17 protein-coding genes and 1 pseudogene are annotated in these 21,294 nt (G+C 71.5%); 10 read left to right on the top strand and 8 right to left on the bottom strand.

What is annotated here, in order from left to right:
• Positions 1-197 precede the first annotated feature (197 nt).
• Positions 198-2,228 (top strand): FAD-dependent oxidoreductase, encoded by a 2,031-nt coding sequence (locus AZE13_RS23345; protein ID WP_066935383.1) that lies wholly within the window; start codon positions 198-200, stop codon positions 2,226-2,228.
• Between the two features lie 109 nt (positions 2,229-2,337).
• A complete protein-coding gene (locus tag AZE13_RS23340; protein WP_079124296.1) occupies positions 2,338-2,961 on the top strand; it encodes a PadR family transcriptional regulator in 624 nt (207 codons plus the stop codon).
• 68 nt (positions 2,962-3,029) lie between these two features.
• Here AZE13_RS23340 and AZE13_RS23335 read toward each other — a convergent pair whose 3' ends face one another.
• Positions 3,030-3,302 carry a hypothetical protein gene (locus tag AZE13_RS23335; protein ID WP_066935380.1) on the bottom strand — a complete coding sequence of 91 codons (273 nt, stop codon included), beginning with the start codon at positions 3,300-3,302 and terminating at the stop codon, positions 3,030-3,032.
• Positions 3,303-3,578: 276 nt separating this feature from the next.
• Here AZE13_RS23335 and glnII point away from each other — a divergent pair, with 276 nt between their 5' ends.
• The 3 genes from glnII to AZE13_RS23320 all read left to right on the top strand — a co-directional run bounded on the left by glnII (position 3,579) and on the right by AZE13_RS23320 (position 6,371).
• Positions 3,579-4,601 (top strand): glutamine synthetase, encoded by a 1,023-nt coding sequence (gene glnII, locus AZE13_RS23330; RefSeq protein WP_066935377.1) that lies wholly within the window; start codon positions 3,579-3,581, stop codon positions 4,599-4,601.
• Positions 4,602-4,714: 113 nt separating this feature from the next.
• Positions 4,715-5,368: a rhomboid-like protein gene (locus AZE13_RS23325; RefSeq protein ID WP_181690422.1), complete on the top strand. Its 654-nt coding sequence runs from the start codon at positions 4,715-4,717 to the stop codon at positions 5,366-5,368.
• A 364-nt stretch (positions 5,369-5,732) separates the two neighbouring features.
• Complete coding sequence (locus AZE13_RS23320) at positions 5,733-6,371, top strand: winged helix-turn-helix domain-containing protein (protein WP_066935374.1); 639 nt, start codon at positions 5,733-5,735, stop codon at positions 6,369-6,371.
• 47 nt (positions 6,372-6,418) lie between these two features.
• On the opposite strand, the gene AZE13_RS23315 is transcribed toward AZE13_RS23320, so the two are convergent.
• Both AZE13_RS23315 and AZE13_RS23310 read right to left on the bottom strand, forming a co-directional pair.
• The gene (locus AZE13_RS23315; protein ID WP_258527943.1) at positions 6,419-7,342 is read right to left on the bottom strand and encodes a lysophospholipid acyltransferase family protein; all 924 of its coding nucleotides are present in this window, start codon (positions 7,340-7,342) and stop codon (positions 6,419-6,421) included.
• Positions 7,339-8,178: a GNAT family N-acetyltransferase gene (locus AZE13_RS23310; RefSeq protein ID WP_066935370.1), complete on the bottom strand. Its 840-nt coding sequence runs from the start codon at positions 8,176-8,178 to the stop codon at positions 7,339-7,341. Before AZE13_RS23310 ends, AZE13_RS23315 begins: the two co-directional genes overlap by 4 nt.
• Positions 8,179-8,462: 284 nt before the next feature.
• Between AZE13_RS23310 and AZE13_RS23305 the strand changes: the two are divergent.
• The 3 genes and pseudogenes from AZE13_RS23305 to AZE13_RS23295 all read left to right on the top strand — a co-directional run.
• Positions 8,463-11,081: pseudogene (locus AZE13_RS23305) on the top strand (alpha-N-acetylglucosaminidase TIM-barrel domain-containing protein); the annotation flags it as partial.
• An 85-nt stretch (positions 11,082-11,166) separates the two neighbouring features.
• Positions 11,167-11,421 carry a DUF397 domain-containing protein gene (locus tag AZE13_RS23300; RefSeq protein ID WP_066935367.1) on the top strand — a complete coding sequence of 85 codons (255 nt, stop codon included), beginning with the start codon at positions 11,167-11,169 and terminating at the stop codon, positions 11,419-11,421.
• A gap of 86 nt (positions 11,422-11,507) precedes the next feature.
• Positions 11,508-13,520: a hypothetical protein gene (locus AZE13_RS23295; protein ID WP_079124295.1), complete on the top strand. Its 2,013-nt coding sequence runs from the start codon at positions 11,508-11,510 to the stop codon at positions 13,518-13,520.
• A 102-nt stretch (positions 13,521-13,622) separates the two neighbouring features.
• Here AZE13_RS23295 and AZE13_RS23290 read toward each other — a convergent pair whose 3' ends face one another.
• From AZE13_RS23290 to AZE13_RS23270, 5 genes are all read right to left on the bottom strand, one after another.
• A complete protein-coding gene (locus tag AZE13_RS23290) occupies positions 13,623-14,222 on the bottom strand; it encodes a 2'-5' RNA ligase family protein (RefSeq protein ID WP_066935364.1) in 600 nt (199 codons plus the stop codon).
• 133 nt (positions 14,223-14,355) lie between these two features.
• Positions 14,356-15,576 carry a S8 family peptidase gene (locus AZE13_RS23285; RefSeq protein ID WP_066935361.1) on the bottom strand — a complete coding sequence of 407 codons (1,221 nt, stop codon included), beginning with the start codon at positions 15,574-15,576 and terminating at the stop codon, positions 14,356-14,358.
• Between the two features lie 154 nt (positions 15,577-15,730).
• Positions 15,731-16,579, bottom strand: a complete 849-nt coding sequence (locus tag AZE13_RS23280; RefSeq protein WP_066935358.1) for a hypothetical protein — start codon at positions 16,577-16,579, stop codon at positions 15,731-15,733.
• A gap of 11 nt (positions 16,580-16,590) precedes the next feature.
• A complete protein-coding gene (locus tag AZE13_RS23275) occupies positions 16,591-17,505 on the bottom strand; it encodes an ABC transporter ATP-binding protein (protein ID WP_066935355.1) in 915 nt (304 codons plus the stop codon).
• A 674-nt stretch (positions 17,506-18,179) separates the two neighbouring features.
• Positions 18,180-18,593 (bottom strand): hypothetical protein, encoded by a 414-nt coding sequence (locus AZE13_RS23270; protein WP_147264704.1) that lies wholly within the window; start codon positions 18,591-18,593, stop codon positions 18,180-18,182.
• A 604-nt stretch (positions 18,594-19,197) separates the two neighbouring features.
• Between AZE13_RS23270 and AZE13_RS23265 the strand changes: the two genes are divergently transcribed.
• Both AZE13_RS23265 and AZE13_RS23260 read left to right on the top strand, forming a co-directional pair.
• The gene (locus AZE13_RS23265) at positions 19,198-20,142 is read left to right on the top strand and encodes a metal-dependent hydrolase (RefSeq protein ID WP_066935348.1); all 945 of its coding nucleotides are present in this window, start codon (positions 19,198-19,200) and stop codon (positions 20,140-20,142) included.
• Between the two features lie 10 nt (positions 20,143-20,152).
• Positions 20,153-21,292 (top strand): PDR/VanB family oxidoreductase, encoded by a 1,140-nt coding sequence (locus AZE13_RS23260; protein ID WP_066935546.1) that lies wholly within the window; start codon positions 20,153-20,155, stop codon positions 21,290-21,292.
• Positions 21,293-21,294: the final 2 nt, after the last annotated feature.

Genomic DNA, 21,294 nt, shown 5'->3' with positions numbered 1-21,294 from the left:
CGCTGCCGCAGGGGCTGGGGCGCTGTCTATGACGCGACACACGATGAGGGAGGCACGACGAGGGAGGCATGGCAGGTGCGGGGCCCCGGTGCGGACAGCCGCGTCGCGTCGCGTGGCTCACAGTTTTTGCAACTTGTTGCATAAGGGGTCGGGGCTCGTCTACAACGGTGCGTACACCCACCGTGCGAGGAGGCCCGATGAGCCCCGTGACCCCGTACCCACACCTGATGAGCCCGCTCGACCTCGGGTTCACCACACTCCCCAACCGGGTGCTGATGGGGTCGATGCACATCGGCCTGGAGGAGGCCGAGAACGGCTTCGCGCGGATGGCCGCCTTCTACGCCGAGCGGGCGCGGGGCGGCGTCGGACTGATGGTCACCGGCGGTATCGCGCCGAACGAGGCGGGACGTCCGTACGACGGCGGGGCCAAGCTGACCACCGAGGCGGAGGTGGCCCAGCACCGGACGGTGACCGACGCGGTGCACGCCGCGGGCGGTCGGATCGCGATGCAGATCCTGCACTTCGGACGGTACGCGTACCACCCCGGCCTGGTGGCCCCCAGCGCGATCCAGGCGCCGATCAGCCCCTTCACTCCGCACGCGCTGACGGACGACGAGGTGGAGCGGACCGTCGAGGACTATGTGCGGGCGGCGGAGCTGGCCCGGGCGGCCGGGTACGACGGTGTCGAGATCATGGGGTCCGAGGGATACCTGATCAATGAGTTCATCGCCGGCGCGACCAATCACCGTACCGACCGGTGGGGCGGGTCGTACGAGAACCGGGTGCGGTTCCCGCTGGAGATCGTGCGGCGTACCCGGGAGCGGGTGGGCGCGGACTTCATTCTGATCTACCGGCTGTCGATGCTGGATCTGGTCCCGGGCGGTTCGTCGCTGGCGGAGGTCATCGCGCTCGCCAAGGAGATCGAGGCGGCGGGCGCGACGATCATCAACACCGGTATCGGCTGGCATGAAGCCCGTATTCCGACGATCGCGACCTCGGTGCCGCGTGGGGCGTACAGCTGGGTGACCAAGCGGCTGATGGGGTCGGTCTCGGTGCCGCTGGTGACCAGCAACCGGATCAACACCCCCGAGGTGGCGGAGGAGCTGCTCGCCGACGGACGGGCGGACATGGTGTCGCTGGCCCGGCCCTTCCTCGCCGATCCGGAGTTCGTCCGCAAGGCCGAGGACGGGCGCGCCGAGGAGATCAACACCTGCATCGGGTGCAACCAGGCCTGCCTCGACCACACCTTCAGCGGGAAGATCACGTCCTGCCTGGTCAATCCCCGGGCCTGCCACGAGACCGAGCTGGTGCTCGCGCCGACCCGGCTGCGCAAGCGGGTCGCGGTGGTCGGCGCCGGACCGGCCGGGCTGGCGTGCGCCGTCGCGGCCGCCGAGCGCGGGCACCGGGTGACGCTGTTCGACGCCGCGGCGGAGATCGGCGGGCAGCTGAACATCGCCAAGCGGGTGCCGGGGAAGGAAGAGTTCGACGAGACGCTGCGCTACTTCCGGGCGCAGCTGGCGCTGCGCGACGTGGAGGTGCGGCTGAACCGCTCCGTATCGGCGGCCGATCTGACGGCCGCGGATTACGACGAGGTCGTGGTGGCCACGGGCGTGACGCCGCGCGTTCCGGAGATCGCGGGGACCGGGCACCCGAGCGTGCTCAGCTACCTCGATGTGCTGCGGGACGGTGCGGAGGTGGGCGAGCGGGTGGCGATCATCGGGGCCGGCGGCATCGGGTTCGATGTCGCGGAGTTCCTGACCGACGCCGGCGACGGGGCGAGCCGGGATCCGGAGACGTACTTCCGCGCCTGGGGAGTGGACACCGCGTACGGTGAGCGCGGCGGGCTGCGGGCGCCCGAGCGGCCCAAGGTCCCGCGCCAGGTCCATCTGCTGCAGCGCAAGACGTCGAAGGTCGGCGCGGGCCTGGGCAAGACCACGGGCTGGATACACCGTACGGAGCTGCGCCACCGGGGCGTGACGATGATCGCCGGGGCGACGTACGAGCGGATCGACGACGAGGGGCTGCATGTCACCGTGGACGGCGTGGCCACCACGCTGGCCGTGGACACGGTCGTGCTGTGCACGGGACAGGAGCCGCGGCGTGATCTGTACGAGGAGCTGCGCGCCGAGGGGCGGGCGGCACATCTGATCGGCGGGGCGGACGTGGCCGCCGAGCTGGATGCCAAGCGTGCGATCAAGCAGGGGACGGAGCTGGCGGCCGCGCTGTGAGCAGGCCGTGTGACCGGACGGCTGCGGGCGGACTGCCGTGACCGGGCCGTGTGACCACGGCTGCACGACCGGGCGGCTGCGGCCTGGTCGGCGTGGCTAGGCTGCTGTCATGTCTCTCCCCCATGCGATCCTCACCGCCCTGCTCGAGAAGCCGTCATCGGGGCTGGAGCTGACCCGCAGGTTCGATCGGTCGATCGGGTACTTCTGGCCGGCCACGCATCAGCAGATCTATCGCGAGCTGGGGAAGCTGGAGCAGGCCGGGTTCATCCGCGTGCTGCCGTCGCGACAGCCGTCCCGGGGGCAGAAGAAGGAGTTCGAGGTGCTGCCGGCGGGCCGCGCCGAGCTGACCGCGTGGGCATCCGGCGAGCAGGAGGCCAAGCCGGTCCGCAATGCGCTGGTGCTGCGACTGCGGGCGGCGGCGGTCGTCGGGCGGACGGGGCTGGACGAGGAGCTACGGCGCCACTTGGCCCTGCACCGGCGGCAGTTGGCGGAGTACGAGGAGATCGAGGACCGCGACTTCGGTGCTGCGGCCGAGCCCGAGGACCGGTTGCGGCAGCTCGTACTACGGGCCGGGATCGGGCTGGAGACCTTCTGGGTGCAGTGGCTGGAGGAGGCACTGACGGAGGTCGAGGGGATGACGGAAGGCGCGGGGGCGGTGGGAGGAACGGGGACGGCGGAAGGAACGGGGATGGCGGAAACCGAGGAGACGGCGGGAGGCGAGGAGACGGGGTAGGCGGGCGGCCCGGGGAGAGTGCCCCCGGGCCGCCCGCCGGCGCCGTGAGTAGGTCGGGCGGGCAGCCGTCAGCAGTTGTCGTAGAGCAGGGCGCGCACCAGGCGGCAGGTCGTGTCGGAGGGGGTGTGCACCCCGATCTGGGGCGCGATGTTGCGGATCTTGTGGTTGTTGGCCTGCTCGGGGCGGTAGACGCCGGTGTCGAGCAGGGCTATGGCCAGCCGCATGGCCTTCAGGCGGCGGTTGTGGGATTCGTACCGCTCGCGCGGCCATCCGGCGGGCAGCGGTTTCTTGGGCAGCGGGTGGGCCGGGAGAGGCTTCGTCATGAGTGTGGCAGCGGCCATCGGCGACCTCCTGGAGCGTCGGAAAACCCTCACTGACTGGTTCCCATTCTACCGGCCACCACTGACAAAAGCCCCTGGCCAGAAGGGCTTTGCCCCCCCTGCGACAGGCCTGAAGCGACCTGATCGATCCGGTCGACCTGATCGACCTGATCGACCGGATGTCCGACTGGGTAACCTGCGGTTCACATACGGGCAACGGACGAGAAACGGCCGGTTGCGAGAGTGCGCTCGTACGCCCCGCACGCGTACCCGCACCGACCCGTATAAGAGGACCCCGTGACCATCAAGGCCGAGTACATCTGGATCGACGGCACCGAGCCGACCGCCAAGCTCCGCTCCAAGACCAAGATCCTTGCGGACAGCGGCACACTGCCCCGGTGGGGCTTCGACGGGTCCAGCACCAACCAGGCCGAGGGGCACTCCTCGGACCTCGTCCTGGAGCCGGTCTTCAGCTGTCCGGACCCGATCCGCGGCGGCGACCACCTGCTGGTGCTGTGCGAGGTGCTCAACACCGACCTCACCCCGCACTCCTCCAACACCCGTGCGCTGCTGCGTCCGGTGGCGGAGCGGTTCGCCGGGCAGGAGCCGCTCTTCGGCATCGAGCAGGAGTACACGTTCCTCAAGGGCGACCGTCCGCTGGGCTTCCCCGAAGGCGGCGGCTACCCGGCCCCTCAGGGCGGCTACTACTGCGGTGTCGGCGCGGGCGAGATCTTCGGCCGGGAGATCGTCGAGCAGCACCTCGACCGGTGCCTGGCGGCCGGCCTCGGCCTGTCCGGTATCAACGCCGAGGTCATGCCCGGCCAGTGGGAGTTCCAGGTCGGCGCGCTGTCGCCGCTGGAGGTCGCCGACCACATGTGGGTGGCACGCTGGCTGCTGCACCGTACGGCGGAGGAGTTCGGCGTCACCGCATCGCTGGACGCCAAGCCGGCCAAGGGCGACTGGAACGGCGCGGGCGCGCACACCAACTTCTCCACCCGCGCGATGCGCGAGGGCTACGACGCGATCATCACCGCCTGTGAGGCGCTGGGCGCGGGCGACAAGCCGCTGGAGCACGTCCGCCAGTACGGCACCGGCATCGAGGAGCGGCTCACGGGTGCGCACGAGACCGCGCCCTGGGACGCGTTCAGCTACGGCGCCTCCGACCGCGGTGCCTCGGTGCGGATCCCCTGGCAGGTCGAGGTCGAGAAGAAGGGCTACATCGAGGACCGGCGGCCGAACGCCAACGTCGATCCGTACGTGGTCACCCGGCTGATCGTGGACACCTGCTGCTCGGAGCTGGCGCGGCGCGAGCAGGTCTGAGGCTGGCGCGGCGCGACCAGGACTGAGGCGGACGCGGCGCGACCAGGGCTGAGGCGGACGAAGTGCACCCTGGGCAGCGCCGATTGTCAGTGGTGGCTGGCAGGCTTGGGGACATGCTTGCGATCAACGGCAAGAGCCGTCTGCCCTGGGTCGCGCCGCTGTACGTCGGCGCCGTACAGCTCGGCGCGTACGCCGCCGCCCGGCTGCCGCAGCGGCGGCGTACGGAGCTGCTGCGCAGACACTCCACCAACGTCACGAACCTGCGCGTGGGCCGGTGGGAGACGCTGGTCACCAGCGCCGCGTTCGTCGAGGAACCGCTCCCGGTGCCGTACGGCGCGGGGCTGCTCACCGCCCTCGGCACGGCCGAGGCGCGCTGGGGTGCCGCCCGTGCCGCGGGGGTGTTCGCGGTCGGCCACATAGGCGCCAGCCTGCTGGTCTACGCGGGGCTGCGCGGCCGGTTGCGTGGGGATGCCTCCTCTGCCCTTGAGGCCATGGGGGACGAGCACATTCCCCGCGACGCCACTGCGCACGCCCTCGACGTCGGCGCGAGCTATGGCTTCAACGCGACGCTGGGCGCCCTCGCCTCAACGCTCCCGCACCGCGGCGCCCGGGCGACGGCGACGGCCGGGCTGCTGGCGCTGGGGATACGTCCCGTACTGCGGCGCGGCCGGACGTTCACCGACACCGGGCATCTGGTGGCGATAGCCCTCGGAGTGGCGACCGGGTGCGCGATGCGGGCGGCGGAGACGAAGCGGCAGCCGGCGTAGGCGTGGGAGTCGGCGTAGGCGTGGGAGTCGGCGAGGGGTGGGAGTCGAGGTGGGCGTGCGTCCCGCAGCCCGCGCGGGCCGGGGGCGGCTGGATCCCGCCAGAGTGCGGCTTACACGAGGGACAGATCATCAGCCGTCTGGTTCAATGGGGCCATGGCCAGCCTTACCGACAGCGCAACAGGTCGCAGCGACCTCGAGCCCTTCTGGCCGTCCCGGCAGGCACACGCCTTCGATCGTCTGTGTTGCCGCGCGCACTGAGCGCGGGCCCGCACACACCTCCCCGACGCCGCCGACCGGCGTCCCCAGCCCTGCCCGCGCGCATGACGTCCCCGACGCCCCTTCTGCGCGAAAGAGCTGACGCCCCATGACGAACGTCCGCACCCTGACCGCCGGTTCCACGACGGCCCCTCTCTCCACCCGTACCGCCCCGCACCGGCGCGGCCACCGTCTGCGCGCCGTGACACCCGACGAGATCCCACCCGTCGCCGAGCTGCTGAACTCCGGCGCCACCTGGCTCCCGGCGCCCCCGCACAGCCTGCCCGCGCGGCCCGGCCAGCCGCCGATGGTCGGCTACCTCGTCCTCGTACCGGCCGACCACGCCACCACGGCCGTGCCCCGACCGGCCACCGAGCCCGCCACCGAAACGACCGCGGAGGCGTCCGCGGAGCCGTCCGCCGCCGCTCCCGCTGCTCCTGCCGCTGCCGCGCCGACCGGCGACGCCGTCGTACGGATCGACCCCGAGCAGCGCACCGCGCACGTCCAGGACCGCCCGCTGGACCTGACGTACCTGGAATTCGAGCTACTGGCCCACCTGGTCGCGCATCCCCACCGGGTACACACCCGCGACCAGCTGGTGAGCACGGTGTGGGGCTACGGCCATATCGGCGACGGCCGCACCGTCGATGTCCATGTCGCCCGCCTGCGCCGCAAGCTGGGCGCGGAACACCGGTCCTCGATCGTGACGGTGCGCCGGGTCGGCTACAAGTACGTGCCCAGCGCCTGAGCACAGCAGGACCACCGAGGCCACCAGCACTACCGGGACTAGAGGGATTACCGGGAGCCGGCGCCCTCCCGCTCGCGCGGCGGCGGGAGGGCGCGCCGCCCGCCGCCCCCGGCCCCGCGCCCCGTGCCCAGAGCGGCGCGCTCCGCCGATGCGGCCAGGGAGCGCCGGTCGAGCCCCTCCCCCGTCAGCTCCGGATGCACGGTGATCCGCACGGTCAGCGCGCGGGCGGCGAGCACCCGGCGCAGCGAGGCGAGGAAAGTGTCCTCGCCGCAAAAAGCGGCCACCGTGCTGGACCGGCCCTGCTGGGTGTACGCGACGGTCACCGGCCGCACCGGCGCGCCCGCGTCGAGAGCGGCCTGGAACGTGGCCCGCCGGAAGGTGCCCCGATCCGCGGTGCACCAGGTGGTGGCCTGCGGAAACACCGCCACCGACCGCCCGGAGGCCAGCAGGTCCGCCAACTCCCGCACTGTAGAGGGCAGTCGCCGTGGGTGCGTACGGTCGATGAAGTCCGTACCGGCGCGGCGGGCCAGACCGCCGACGACCGGCCAGCCGCCCACCTCACGCTTGGCGAGCAGGGTGACCGGTTCGACGGCCAACAGGGCCGGGATGTCGAGCCAGGAGATGTGGTTGACGACGATCAGGGTGCCGGGCCCGCCGCCCCGAACGGTGAACGCGCCGCCCCCTGCCTCCGGGCCCTCCAGCCATATGCCCTGCCCTACGTCCTGCCTTATGCGCTCCGGGCCCTCCAGCCGTATGCCCAGCGCATCGAGCAGCGCCTGGGCGTGGCTGCGCAGCCGCGCCGGATCGGCCATCCGGCCGCCGTCCGCCAGTGCCCGGCCCACCCGGTGCGCGAACGCCGCGGAGCGCCGTGCGATGCCGGTCGCCGGCACCCGGGGCAGGGCGTGCGCGGCACAGTCCAAGGTGCAGTCGGATCGGGTGTCCCAGGGGCCGTTCACCGTTCCCCCGGTCACCGCTCCCCCAGGAAGTAGCGCCGGTAGCGGTCGCCGAGCCGTTCCATGTCCAGGACGACGAAGAAGTCGGCGACGTCGAACGCGGGGTCGTGGGCAGGCGCGCCGCAGATGACGGCGCCGATCCGCAGATAGCCGCGGAGCAGCGGAGGCAGCTGGGCTGCGCTGGGCCGCTCGGGGACCGGGACCGTGGAGTGCCAGGGATGATGCGGGGTGACCCGCAGCTCGGGCGGGGCGGCGTAGCGGGTACGGCCCAGCTCCTGGGCGTGGGCGGCCGCTGTGCCCCCGTCGGCGAGCGGGACGGAGGCACAGCCGGCCAGATAGCGGTGGCCGGAGAGCAGGGTGTAGCGGGCTAGCGCGGCCCACATCCGGGTCATCACCGCGCCATCACGGTGATCGGGGTGGACGCAGGACCGGCCGGCCTCGATGAGCGACGGGCGCAGCGCCTGGAGCGCACCGAGGTCGAACTCCCCGTCGGAGTACAGCCGGGGGCTGCGGCCGGGTGGCAGCAGGCGGTAGGTGCCGACCACCTCGCCGGTCGCGGTGTGGGTGACGACGAGGTGGTCGGCGAGCTCGTCGACGGCGTCGATGTCATGACCGGCCAGCGGGGTGTCCAGGGCCGCGCCCAGCTCGCCGGCGAAGACCTGATGACGCAGCCGCTGAGCAGCACGGATCTGCGCCACGGTATCGGCGATCCGCGCGGTGTAATCCGGGACCTTGGGGGCGGCCGGAACGGCGGGGACGGAATCGGGGAGGGAATCGGGGCGAGGAGGAGCAGGGAGAGGAGGAGCGGGGAGAGGACCGGGGAGGGAAGCGGATGCGGTCGTTGCCATGCTCATGGGAGCCCTCCATGGGGAGTGGGGAGGCTGCGGTGGACCGACGGGCCCCGACCATGACCTGGTCCTTCGCCACGCGGCACATGACCTGCGCCCGTCTCTGCGCGGCACATGACCTGCGCCCCTCTCTGGCGGCAGACACGGCCTGGCCCTTCGCTACGCGGCAGACTGTTCCCGCGCGGTACGGCCGGGCGCGTGAAGCCCAGGGGGCAAACGGATGAGCCTCCGCCGAACTCTGCGCTTCACGGCCCGGGGAGGCTGCCGGCGGCCGCTGTAGCGTGACGCGGGTGAGCTCACCGTCACGACGTACAGTGCTGGGCACCGCGGGGGCGATCGGCGCACGGGCGGCGCTCGGCGGGGCCGCCGCGACCGGGATCCCGCCGCGCGGCACCGCGTACGACACGGAGCCGGCCCGGGCGGCGCTGGCCCGGCTGCTGCCCGGGCACGCCGATCAGTTCCGGCTCGTCCCACTCGTTCCGCTCCGAGGCGTCACCGACCGGTTCCGGGTCGAAGGCACGACGGGCCGGATCACCGTCGCCGGGACCTCCCCGGCCACGCTGCTGACCGGCGTCAACTGGTACCTCAAGTACACCTGCCGGGCCCACCTGTCCTGGGCCGGAGACCAGCTCGGCCTGCCGGACCGGCTGCCCGCTCCGGCCGCCCCGCTCGAGCGCGCCACCTCCCTGCCGCACCGCTTCGCCCTCAACGACACCCACGACGGCTACACCGCCCCGTACGCGAACTGGCCGCGCTGGGAGCGGTTGATCGACATCCTGGCACTGCACGGGGTGAACGAGGTACTGGTCACCCCGGGGACCGAGGCCGTCTACCACCGGCTGCTGACCGGCTTCGGCTACTCCGACGCCGAGGCCCGCGCCTGGATCCCGGCGCCCTCGCACCAGCCGTGGTGGCTGCTGGAGAACATGAGCCGTTACGGCGGGCCGGTGAGCCCCCAACTGATCGACAGACGTGCCGCGTTGGGGCGCCGGATCTGTGACCGGCTGCGGGCGCTGGGCATGCGTCCGGTACTGCCCGGCTACTTCGGCACCGTCCCGGACGGGTTCGCCGTCCGCAACCCCGGCGCCAGGACGGTCCCGCAGGGCCGGTGGGCGGGCCTGCCGCGCCCCGACTGGCTGGATCCGCGCACCGCGGTCTTCGCCGGGGTGGCCGCCGCCTTCTACCGTCACCAGGAGCAACTCCTGGGCCCCACCGACCATTTCAAGATGGATCTGCTGCACGAGGGCGGCGAGCCCGGTGACGTCCCGGTGCCGGACGCCGCCCGCGCCGTGGAGAAGGCGCTGCGCACCGCCCGCCCCGGCGCCACCTGGGTGATCCTGGGCTGGCAGCGGAACCCGCGCCGCGATCTGCTGGACGCCGTCGACCACGACCGGATGCTGATCCTGGACGGCCTCAGCGACCTGGACACGGTCACCGACCGGGAAGCGGACTGGGGCGGCGTGCCGTACGCCTTCGGCTCCATCCCCAACTTCGGGGGCCGCACCACCCTCGGCGCCAAGACCCACATCTGGGCCGAGCGCTTCACGGCCTGGCGCGACAAGCCGGGCAGCCGGCTGGTCGGGACGGCGTACCTGCCGGAGGCCGCGGAACGGGATCCGGCGGCCTTCGAGCTGTTCAGCGAACTGGCCTGGCGGGACCTCCCGGTGGACCGCGTGACGTGGTTCGACGGCTATGCCGATCTGCGGTACGGCGGACGTGACGAGCGGGCCCGCGCCGCGTTCGCCGCGCTGCGGGTGAGCGCGTACCAGATCAGCAGCGAGGACGGCCGGCCGCACGACTCGCTGTTCGCCGCGCGGCCCAGCCTGACCGCGCGGGCCGGCACCACGTACGCCACCCAGACCCCCGCCTTCGACCCGGCCGTCTTCGACTCCGCGTTCGCCGCGCTGCTCGCGGTACGCCCCGCGCTGCGCCGCAGTGACGCCTACCGGCACGATCTCACCGACGCCGCCCGGCAGGCGCTCGCCAACCGGTCCTGGCAGCTGCTCCCCCAGCTGTACGACGCCCACCGGCGCCGGGACGTGGCCGCGTTCCGGGCGCTGTCCGGGCTGTGGCTGCGGCTGATGCGGCTCAGCGAGGAGGTCACCGGCGCCCACCGGCGGTTCCTGCTCGGGCCGTGGCTGGCGGACGCCCGGGCCATGGCGTCCGGCGCCGAGGAGGCGGCCCGGCTGGAGCACGGCGCCCGCGCGCTGATCACGACCTGGGCCGACCGGTCCACCGCCGACGGCGGCCGACTCGCCAACTACGCCAACCGCGACTGGCACGGCCTGGTCGGCGAGGTGCACCTCCCGCAGTGGCAGGCGTACCTGGACGAACTGGCGGACGCGCTGACGGCGGACCGGCCGCCGAAGACCTTCGACTGGTACGCCTGGGAAGAGCCCTGGACCCATGCCCGCAAGGACCATCCGCTGCGCCCCACCGCCGACGCGTACCGCACCGCGCGCCGGGTCCACGACGCCCTCGCCAGGGCGCCGTACCAGGGCCACCTCACCGTCACCGCCGTCCCGTCCACGCTGCCGCCGGGCGGCCGGGCCACCGTCACCGCGACACTGCACAACGTCAACGGGCTGCGCGCGACGGGCCGCGTCGACTTCACCCTGACACTCCACGCCCAGGGCGCCACAGCCACCGCTTTGCACCCGGGCACGGGCCGGGGCACGGGCACGGAACCAGGACCGGGACCGGGCCCCGTGTCCCTGCCGTCCATCCCGCCCGGCGGCACCGGCACGGCCCGATGGCGGGTCACCGCCCCGGCCGCCCCCCTGGACGAGCCCTCGCGGCCCCTCCCCCACGCCCACGCCCACGCCCACGACTACGACGTCACCGTCACCGTCACCTACGGGCCGCAGGGTGAGCCCCCGGTGCGAGCAAGTCGGCACGGCACGCTGTTCGCTGGTTAGCCGACCTGCTCACCACGTACGCTGACCGTTCCGGTCCAGGGCCGGAGAACGGATCACGAGCGAGGGGAACCACGTTATGGGTACCGCAGCCGAGAAAGAGTGGCTCTACGGCCTGGACATCTCCGACGCCACCTGGCAGCGCGCCCCGGGCGACCCTGATGCGGAGGCGGTGGAGATCGCCTTCCTGGAGCGCGGGGCGGTGGCGATGCGCAACTCCACGGATCCGGACGTGGTACTGCGCTACACCGAGGCGGAGTGGCGGGCGTTCGTCCTCGGCGCCCGGGACGGCGAGTTCGACCTCGACCGGCACCACGGGCCCGCCCCCGAGTAACACATCCCCCGTCGGGTAACGGATCACCCGTCGGGGGCTTCCGGGCGCGTCGGTGACCCACGCAGGATTCACTCGTTTCACCGAACGTGAGACAGCAGCAGGCGACACCGAAGCGTCCGGACCGCACCTCCCCCGGCAGCGCCGAGAACGTCGGAGACGTCAGGGACAGCAATGGCGTCAGCGACTTCGCTGACATCAGTGACGTCATCGACGTAGAGCAGGCCGAGGCGGCGCTGGTCGAGCACTACCCCCGGCTGGTCCGGCTGGCCTACCTCGTGCTGCCGCCGGGCCAGAGCCGCAGCCGCCGCGTACTGGCCGCCCATGGCGTGGTGCAGCGCACTCTGCCGCGCCAGCGCAGCTCCACCCGCGGCCTCGGCCTGCCCGGCCAGCGCGCCGGCGCGGAGGCGGCCATCGACCCCGGCTACGCCTTCGTACGGCTGCGGGTCCTGCGGAACGCCCTGACCGCCTGCCGTCGGCGCGCCCTGTTGCCACCGGTGTTTCCGCAGGTGTGGGGGCTGCGGCTGTTCCCCCGTTCCGGCGGGGCCGATGAACTCGCCCTGGATCAGGCGCTGTCGGCGCTGTCCGGACCGGCCCGGGCGGCGTTCGTCCTGCGTGACCTGGAGCGGCTGAGCGCTCCCGAGACGCGCCGGGTGCTGGAGGCCGCCGGAGTGGCGCAGCCACGGGAGGCGCTGGAGGAGGCGGAGCAGGCGCAGACGCCGGCCGGCAGCCGGGACCGGCTGCTGCTGGAGTCGCCGGAGTTCGACCCGTGCGCGCTGCAGGCCAGGCCGACGGATCTGATCCGCCGGCGGCAGCACGGGCGGGCGGTGCTGGCAGCGGGCGCGGCGGTGCTGGTGTGCGGGGCGCTGCTGGGGCTGCCGGGCGAGGGCTGGGGCCCGGATGGTGCGGCCGCCCCGTCGTACGCGCGCAACGCGGCGGCCGAGGCGGCCCTGGATCCCGGCAAGTTGACCCTGGCCCCGGCGACGGCCTGGACGTCGGCGGAGCGGCAGGACTTCTCCGTCTGGCCGGCCCGCGGCGACCGCGTCCACGACAAGGCGCTGCTGCGCCGCGCACTGGCCGTCTGGGCCAGGCCCGGCGCCGGAGTGCCGGTGTCGGCGACCCCGGGCACCACGACCGGCCCGGCCGCCGGGCCGCCGCAGCTGCTCTTCGCGGGGGCGGTGGACCATGCCGTGGTGGTGCTCCTCCACGACGGTCTGCGGGTGGTGCGCTACGCCGAGGCCGCGGACGGGGAGGGCCGGTCCGCGGGCACCGGCGCGGCGCTGGACTTCGCCCGGACGGACGGTGCGACGGCCGACTCGGCGGGCGCCCTGGTGGTGAGCCGCACGGAGGCCAACGTCCGCTATCTGACGGCCCCGTGGGTGCCGTCGGTGCGGCTGGTCGATCTGCTGACGCCGGACGCGCCGGGGCAGCCGGTGCACCGGGACGCGAACGGACTGACGGCTCCGGTGCCCACACCGCGGCCCGCCTCCGCCGAGCAGTGCACGACCTGGCCCGCGCTGCGGACGGGCGGCCGGCTGCTGACCGACCTCGGGGAGCTGGCCCCGGCCCGGCTGACGTACGGCACACCGCGCGGGCCGGGTGAGGTGAACGGCCCCCAGGGCGGTGCGGCGTGGGCGCGGACGGGCTGCCAGCTGACGGCGATGCGCGGGCGGGGCGTCCGCACGGTGAACGCCTGGGAGTTCGCCCGGCAGCCGCTCCCCGGCGGGGTGGGCAGCGCGGCCTGGCTGTGCACCCGGGCCGAGACCTGGCGGGGGACGGGCAGCCGGACGATGGCCCAGATCCTGACCCCGGCGCCGGCCGGCCGGCCGTACGCAGCCGGGGTGGTGGCGGCGCGCGCCGAGGGCGGCACGGCCTGCGGGCCGCGGTCGCCCGAGGCGCTGGCCGGGGTGATCTGGCAAGGCGACAGCGGACAGCGGTGGCTGCTGGCCGCCGGCAGCGATCAGGTCACGTCGATCGCCGCCACCGGCGGGGTCAACGGCCTCGCCCCCGGCCGATTCCTGACACTCCGCGCGCAACCGGGTACCCGAGCGGACCTGACCGGCCGCCTGACGAACGGCGGGCGGATCGAGGCGCTGCACTAGTGCCTGTCCGACGGGTCGCGTGACGGGCCTGACGGCGGATCGTTCCTTCCCAAGGTCCACCTGACGAGTGACCGGGCGCCACGAAGATCCGCCGGAAAGGCCCTAGCATTTCTGCGGTCGGCGGACCTCGCCCGTGCCCAGTGTGATCACGGCCCGGGGCTGCATGGGTCCCTCACCGCGTCGGGAGAGCAAGACCACCTCCTCGACCACCGCCGACAGCGCGCCGAGCCGGACGGCACACTCGGTGGCCAGGCGCTTGGGGTCCTGGGTGCGACCGAGGGACAGATGCGGGGTGAAGCGGCCGACGCGCCCGTGGCACAGCGGGAACCGCAGCCCCAGCTCCTGGTGGAGACGGGACCACGGTGCCGGGTCGGCCGCAGCCGGATCGAGCCACAACGTCGCGTAGTGCCGGTGCCGGAAGTACCGCACTCCGGCCAGGCGCGCCGTGAACGCCGTGCTCTGTGCCGCCCCGGCGGAGAGCAGCGGCACAGCCTGCGCGAACGCCTCCTCCGGTACGAAGCCGAACAGCAGATTCACGTGCGGCGGCCACCGCCGTACCTGCGGATCGTGCTCCCAGCGGATGTCCTGAATCACCGGCCAGAGCGTCCGCGGCGGCAGCCACGCGACCGCCGTCCGGGCCGTCGGCGCCACCTCGAGCGCATCTACCGGCTCGGCCCCGCCGAAATCCGGATTCCCGTTCACCTCACCATGGTCCCAAATCGGGCTGGGAAAACCGTCCAGAGCTCTCTTCGAATTCGAAGGGGCGCGCGCCGAGGCATGGCCTGTCATCGCAACAGGTCGACGGCTCGCGAGCGCCGCCACGCAGCGGGGGACCTCACTTTTGGCGTGGTGCGATGTTCAGGAGCCGGTTGGGCGAGCCATGCGTGTCGGTGACTGCTCCGGTCGTGGCCGCAGCGGTCAGGGCTGATGCCACCCGGCTCGGGGGCGCGCTCGGGTGGCCGGCCAGGTACAGGGCTACCGCGCCTGCCACGTGCGGGGCAGCCATCGACGTACCGGAGTCGGCGAGGAACGCCCGGTCGCTACTGCCCCACGCCGAAGTGATCGACGAGCCCGGGGCGAAGATGTCGACCGTGGAGCCGTAATTGGAGAGTTCGTAGCGGGCGTCGCCCTTCGTTGTGGCGCCGACTGTGATGGCTTCCCGCACCCGCGCCGGAGAGTAGCCGGCGGCATCCTTGTTGTCGTTGCCCGCGGCCACAACGTAGGTGATGCCGGATGCTATGGATCTCTGCACGGCCTGGTCGACCACAGGGTCTGCCCCGCCGGTGATCGAGATGTTGGCGACTGCCGGTTTGGCCGCGTGCTGAGTTACCCAGTCGATGCCTGCGACGATCTGCTCAGTAGTGCCTTTGGCGAGGCCGTCGAGTACCCGCACTGCGACGATCTTGGCGTTCTTGGCAACGCCGTATTTCTTGCCTGCGACGGTGGCGGCGACGTGCGTGCCGTGGCCGTTGTCGTCCTGGGCGATGTTGTCGTGGTCGACGGCGTCGTAACCGTATGAGGCACGGCCACCGAAGTCCTGGTGGGTGATGCGGACGCCGCTGTCGATGACGTACGCCGTGACCGTCTTCCCGGCGTTCTTCGGGTAGGTGTAGCTGCGGTCGAGGGGAAGGGATTTCTGGTCGATCCGGTCCAGGCCCCAAGACGGCGGAGTGGGTTGGCTGCCTCGGCCGCCTTCGGCGTGGAGGGTGCGGTTCTGTGTCACCGCCTTGACTGCGGAGTCCGCAGCCAGCCGCTTCACTTGAGTCTCCGAAGCTCGTATGGAGTACCCGTTGATGGCTGTGCGATAGGTCCGCTTGATGGTTGCGCCGTACTTTTCGGCTATCGCTCTGCCCTCGGCCGAATCGGCGTGGGTGGCAGCGTCCTTGAGTGTCACGATGTAGCTGCCGGGGACGGTGCTGCTCGTGTCGCGCTCGTATGTCGTGCGGTTCTGTCCGATCGCAGTCGCGGAGGCAGCAACGGCTTCGGCGCCAGTCGAGGTGCCCAGCATGAGAAGGCTGAGTGCCAGGCCCGCAACAGCTCTTGGTGCAAACGGCATGGGGATTGGTCTCCTTGATGAGTGGTGTGGCGTCGCGGGCAGGGCCGTGGCAGGAGGGGCCTGTGCTCGGACCGGGGGGTCAGGCGCCGCGCCGCCCGCCCTGCACGACCGTCGCAGGCTGAATACTCAGGACCGGGTCGTGGAACGGGCCTGATCAGGGCGTCTTGGCATCTCGGGAGCTGTAGGCCCACCATCCCGCTGCCGTAATGGCCGCCGCGTACGCGAGGAACACCGCCGTGGCGACAGGTGGGGACAGCTCGGAGCCGACGAGTGCCTGAGCAAAGGGCCGTTCGTCAGCTGAGTAGGCCGAGACATCGGTCAGCATCGCCCGGCCGGCCGCGAACGGCAGCCAGTCGCCCACGCCGTCCAACCCCAGGTACTCGAGCAGCGCGCCCGCGATGCGCTCACCGATCAGCGGCCACAGGACCAGGAGCAGGACCGCCACCATCCGGCTGCGGACCAGTGCGACCAGAGCCAGACACAGCAGTGCCCAGCACCCCATCCAGCCGACGAACCGTACGCCTGGAGCCACCACTCCGCCCCAGGCCGGCTGGTGCGCACCGGCCAATGCCAGCGCCGCCGCACAGGACAGCGCCCCTACCAGCGCACTCACGGCGGCCACGGCGGCTCCGACGGTGAAACCGACCGCGCACTTGGCCAGGTACGCGGTGCGGCGGCCGTTCACGGCCAGCCACGTCGTCCGGGCGCCACCCGAGATCAGATCGGTCGAGACGGGTCCGGTGCCCAGGATGAGCGTGAAGAAGCACAGGGCCGGGACCTGCGTGGACAACGGAGTCCAGGCGATCGCGTCCGCCACCGTCATGGAACTGACCGTGTGCTGCTTGTCCAGGTCGAGAAGGACCGTGAGGCCCGTCAGCACGCTGAGGGACGCCACCGCGGCGAGCAGGATCCATGTCGATGTCAGTGCGGCCAGATGCCGCCACTCGTACCGGCACGCTCGGATGAACGCATCAGCAGGCCCCACACACGCGGGGGGCTTCATCCCGGTTCCTCTCACGAGATCTTGAACTCCTCTTCCGCGATGCCCAAGTAGAAGTCCTCCAGCGAGGGCTGCTCCTCGCGCAGTTCGTACAGGGGCACCCCCGCCTCCAGTGCGAGGGTTCCGATCCGCACCCGGTCCAGGCCTGTGACGATCGCGCACTGGCCGCCTGTGGCGGTGAGCTGCCCGCCGCTCGCTGCCACCGGTGAGGCCAGTGCCGACAGGTCCGGGGCCTCCACCCGCACCGCGCGCAGACCGGCCGCACGCTCCCGTACCTGCGCCATCGGCGCATCCACCGCAACACGGCCTCGGGTCAGCACCACCACACGGTCGGCCATCTGCTCCATCTCGCTCAGCAGGTGGCTGGAGACCAGCACCGCCCGCCCCAGCGCCGCCTGAACGCGCAGGAACTCCCGCAGCCAGCGGAGCGAATGGGGGTCGAGCCCGTTTGCGGGCTCGTCGAGAATCAGGACAGGTGGATCCCCGAGGAGCGCCTGCGCGATGCCGGAGCGCTGTGCCATGCCCAGCGACAGTTCCGAAAGCCTCAACCGGCCTGCAGCGGCAAGGCCGACGGTCTCCAGCATCTCGTCCACACGGCTGTCCGGTACGGAGGCTCCGGCGGCGACCATACGCAGATGAGCGCGCAGGCGGTGTCGGGGATGTCCCGCCACACCGCCGAGGACGGCACCCACGACGGTCCCGGGCGCGCCCCACTCATCCATCGGGCGGCCGAAGAAATGGGTGCGTCCTTCTCCCTTCAACAGCCCGAGCATGAGTTGGATCGCTGTTGTCTTCCCGGCCCCGTTGGCTCCTACGAAGCCGGTAACCTCACCTGCGCGTAGGTCAAGTGAGACGCTGTCCAGAACCCGCTTGGCGCCGAAGGACCGGCCAAGGCCACGGGCTTCGACGAGTACGTCGCCCTTCTTCAATGTGTGATTCCTTCACAGACCGGTCAGCCGGGTCGGCGAGGCCATCATTCGCGGCCCCGCACATCATGGCTGCGGCGGTTCAGGTAGGGTTGTCATGCGTTATCGCAAGGGGGAGGGGGCCTCGAAGGGCGACCTGAACAGGCGTGGAAACCGAAAGGTCCCCAAATGGGCCTCTTCCCCCGATTACACGTCTGACGACTAAACGTCTGACTGGCATCAGACCGGCTTCTGACCGGCATCTGACCGGCAAACGAAACACGCACACCTGCGTGTCGTTACCTATGAGCTATTGCGTCACCAAGGCAATGACCTGCCAGGCAAGCAGTGCGTGCACAAGGATGCAAGAGATCCATGCCGAAAGCCCACGCATCCCATGCCGGACCACCGCCGTCCATCCGACGACCACCAATACGGCGGACAGTCCGCAGAACCCCCAGGAAAGGGCCTTCCATAGCGTGGAAGGCTCAGCGAGCAGTCTTATTGCCACCACTGGCGCCAGCAGCAGAAGAGGCCCAATCCACGTGCCTTCGGTCGCGGCGCGAGAAGGTTTCATATCCGTCATACGAAATGCTCCGTGTCTGTGGTACGGGTGCCGGTTGGGGATGTCCGGACATCCCCAACCAACATCACTCAGCAGCTACTGGAAGGGCACGCAGCGCGCGACCAAGCCGTCATCAGTGCAGAGCGTTGTAGATCTCCAGGAGCGTCAGGCCGGGAGAGACGGCCTGGAGCGGAAGCTTCACCCACCAGGACAGACCGTCGTACCACTTCTTGAAGTCGCTGAACTTGCCGCCAACGGCCTTGGCGAAGCCGCCGACCTTGCTGAAGGCGGCCTTGATGGCGCTCCACTTGCCGGCAGCCGAGAACTCGCCACTGGCGACCTTGCTCATCTCGGCCTGCTCGGCATCCGAGAGGCTGGCCGCCAGCGGGCTCGCCAGCAGGGTGCGCGCAGCCTGCTTCGCCTCGGCCTGCTGGGTGACCGAGACGGCCGCAGGGGCCTGGGAAGCCTGGGCCAGCCCCGCCGTCCCACCGAGGGCGATGGTTGCGATAGCCGAAACGGCAGCCATACGGAGAGTGTTGCGATTCATGGGTTCTATCCCTTGCGTCGTCGCAAGGGGGAGGAAGCCCGCATAGGGCAACCTGAACAGGCGTGGAAACCGAAAGGTCCCCCTGGACTTCTTTCCCCCGATTATTAAAGTTGCCGAACTCCTCGTGGTCAATGAGGAATACGACGCCGTTCGGCGCACCTCGCACTTCGAGTCCTTCGAACCCTTCGGGCGCCGAACACCGGGAACATTACCCTTCAATCGATCACGTGGCCACTACAGCGAACTGAAGCTGTTCCTTTGGAAGATGCCGACAGTGGCTGACGCGCGAGAAAGATCAGCTCTCACCATTCAGCCGGGTGACCAATCATCAAGTGGGCGGAGTTGAGCGCCAGTTGTTCCCCCCCCTCCCAGAGAATGACCGCGCATTACTTTCCAGGCTTTCCGGCACCCCCTCCTCGTCGAGCCGGACGACGTGTCCGACAAGGCCCCATGCCGGGTGGTTTGAGAACTTTGCCACGCCTATCAAAAGGTGGGCAGCGAGGCTCCCTTGCGGGACCGCAACCGGCTGAGGACGGACGGTATTCCTCGTCGGATCGCCGTCGGAGGGCTATCGGTATCCCTTACCCGTCAGTACATTGACGCCATGTCTAACAAGGCCTCGCTGCGGCCCCAGGCGGTCGCGTCCGAGCACACCCCGCTGAAAGCCCGCAACGTCGTCTTCGACTGGACGGACACCCCCCTGCACTGGATACCTGGCGACCCCGCCAGTACCCACACCATCAATGTGCTGCACCTGCTGCTACCGGCCGGCGAACGCTGGTTCGTGCATGTGTACAAGCAGGTCCTGCCCCACATTCGCGACCGTCGGCTGCGCGCGGACGTGATCGGGTTCATCGGGCAGGAGGCGATGCACTCCCAGGCGCACGACGACGTGCTGCCGCACCTCAAGGCACAGGGCCTGGACCCGACTCCGTACACCGCTCAGGTGGACTGGCTCTTCGAGAAGCTCCTCGGTGACCGCACCCTGCCGCCGGGCCGGGCCCGCCGCTGGTGGCTGCTGGAGCGAGTCGCGATCATCGCCGCCATCGAGCACTACACCGCGTTCCTCGGCGACTGGGTGCTCAACGCCGAGGCGCTGGACGCCCGGGGCGCCGACCCGACGATGCTCGATCTGCTGCGCTGGCACGGCGCCGAGGAGGTCGAGCACCGATCCGTCGCCTTCGACCTGTTCATGCACCTCGACGGCGGCTACCGGCGGCGGGTGCGCACCTGGGCCACGGCGTTCACCGCGCTGGTGTTCCTCTGGCAGCGCGGCGTCCGGTTCTTCATGGCGAACGACCCGGTACTGGTCGACGGCAAGGCCGGCTTCCGTGAGTTCTTCCGCGCCGGGCGGCACGGCGTGCTGCCGACCACCGGGGCGATGGCCCGTTCCATCCCGCAGTACCTCAGCCGCGGATACCACCCCTCACAGCACGGCAGCACCGCGCAGGCGGTCGCCTACCTCGCCATCTCCCCCGCCGCGACCGCCGCCGAGGCCCGCACGCCCGCAACCGCAGCCGAGGCCCGCATGCCCGGTGGAGGTGCCTGAGGTGCCGGATATGACAGAGATGACGCAGATACCCCGTATGCGGACGGTTGTGGTGGTCGCCGCGGTGGCGCTGGCCACCCGGCGGGCGCTGCGCCGACGGATCAAGGCCTCGCCGCTCTGGCCGATACCCGCTCTGGACGAGCCCGTCTCGGGCCGGGGCCACCGGGGTCACCAGGGCCGCCGAGGCCCACAACGCCCCGCGTCCGCCCGGCGGTTGCTGATCGCGGAACGGACGGAGGAGGCCGACGGCGTGGTACGGCTGCGCCTGGAGGGCGCGCAGCTCCCGGCGTGGGAGCCCGGTGCCCATATCGACCTGGTGCTGCCCTCGGGGGCGGTACGCCAGTACTCGCTCTGCGGCGACCCCGCGGAGCCCGGCTCGTACACCATCGCGACCCGGCTGATCGAGGACGGCCGGGGCGGCTCCCGCGAGGTGCACGAGCAACTGCACGCGGGGACGGAGGTGGAGATCCGCGGACCGCGCAACCGCTTCCCGCTCCGCGACAGCCCCGCCTACCTCTTCATCGCGGCCGGTATCGGCATCACCCCGATCCTGCCGATGGTGCGGCAGGCCGAGCGGGCCGGGGTGCCGTGGCAGCTGCTGTACGCCGGCCGGTCGCGGGCCTCCATGCCGTTCCTCAAGGAGATCGAGCGGCTGGCGGGGGCCGGTTCGGGGCGGGTCACGGTAGTCGCCGAGGACGAGGACGGCCGCCCCGATCTCGCCGCGGCACTCGCCGGCGCGCCCCCGCACGCGGCCGTCTACTGCTGCGGCCCCGGCCCGCTGATGGACGCGGTCGCCGCGCTGCTGCCGGACGGGCCCGAGGGCCTGACCCTGCACACCGAACGGTTCACGCCCGCCGCCCCCGCGGCGTCCTCCGGCGACAACGCGCCGTTCGAGGTGGAGCTGCGGCGCACCGGCCGGACGGTCAAGGTGGCCGCGGACACCAGCGTGCTGCGCGCCGTCCGCGCACAAGCGCTGCCGGATCTGCCGTACTCCTGCGAGCAGGGGTTCTGCGGTACCTGCCAACAGCGGGTGCTGGCCGGTGAGGTGGACCACCGCGACCAGCTGCTGACCGACGCCGAGCGCGCCGACTCGCTGCTGATCTGCGTCTCACGGGCGCGGGGCGACGGCGGGCTGGTGCTCGATCTCTGATC

It is taken from the genome of Streptomyces sp. NBRC 110611, assembly GCF_001590865.1.
Taxonomy (GTDB): domain Bacteria; phylum Actinomycetota; class Actinomycetes; order Streptomycetales; family Streptomycetaceae; genus Streptomyces.
The sequence above is the reverse complement of the archived record's forward strand: the minus strand, read 5'-3'. Positions and strand labels throughout refer to the sequence as shown.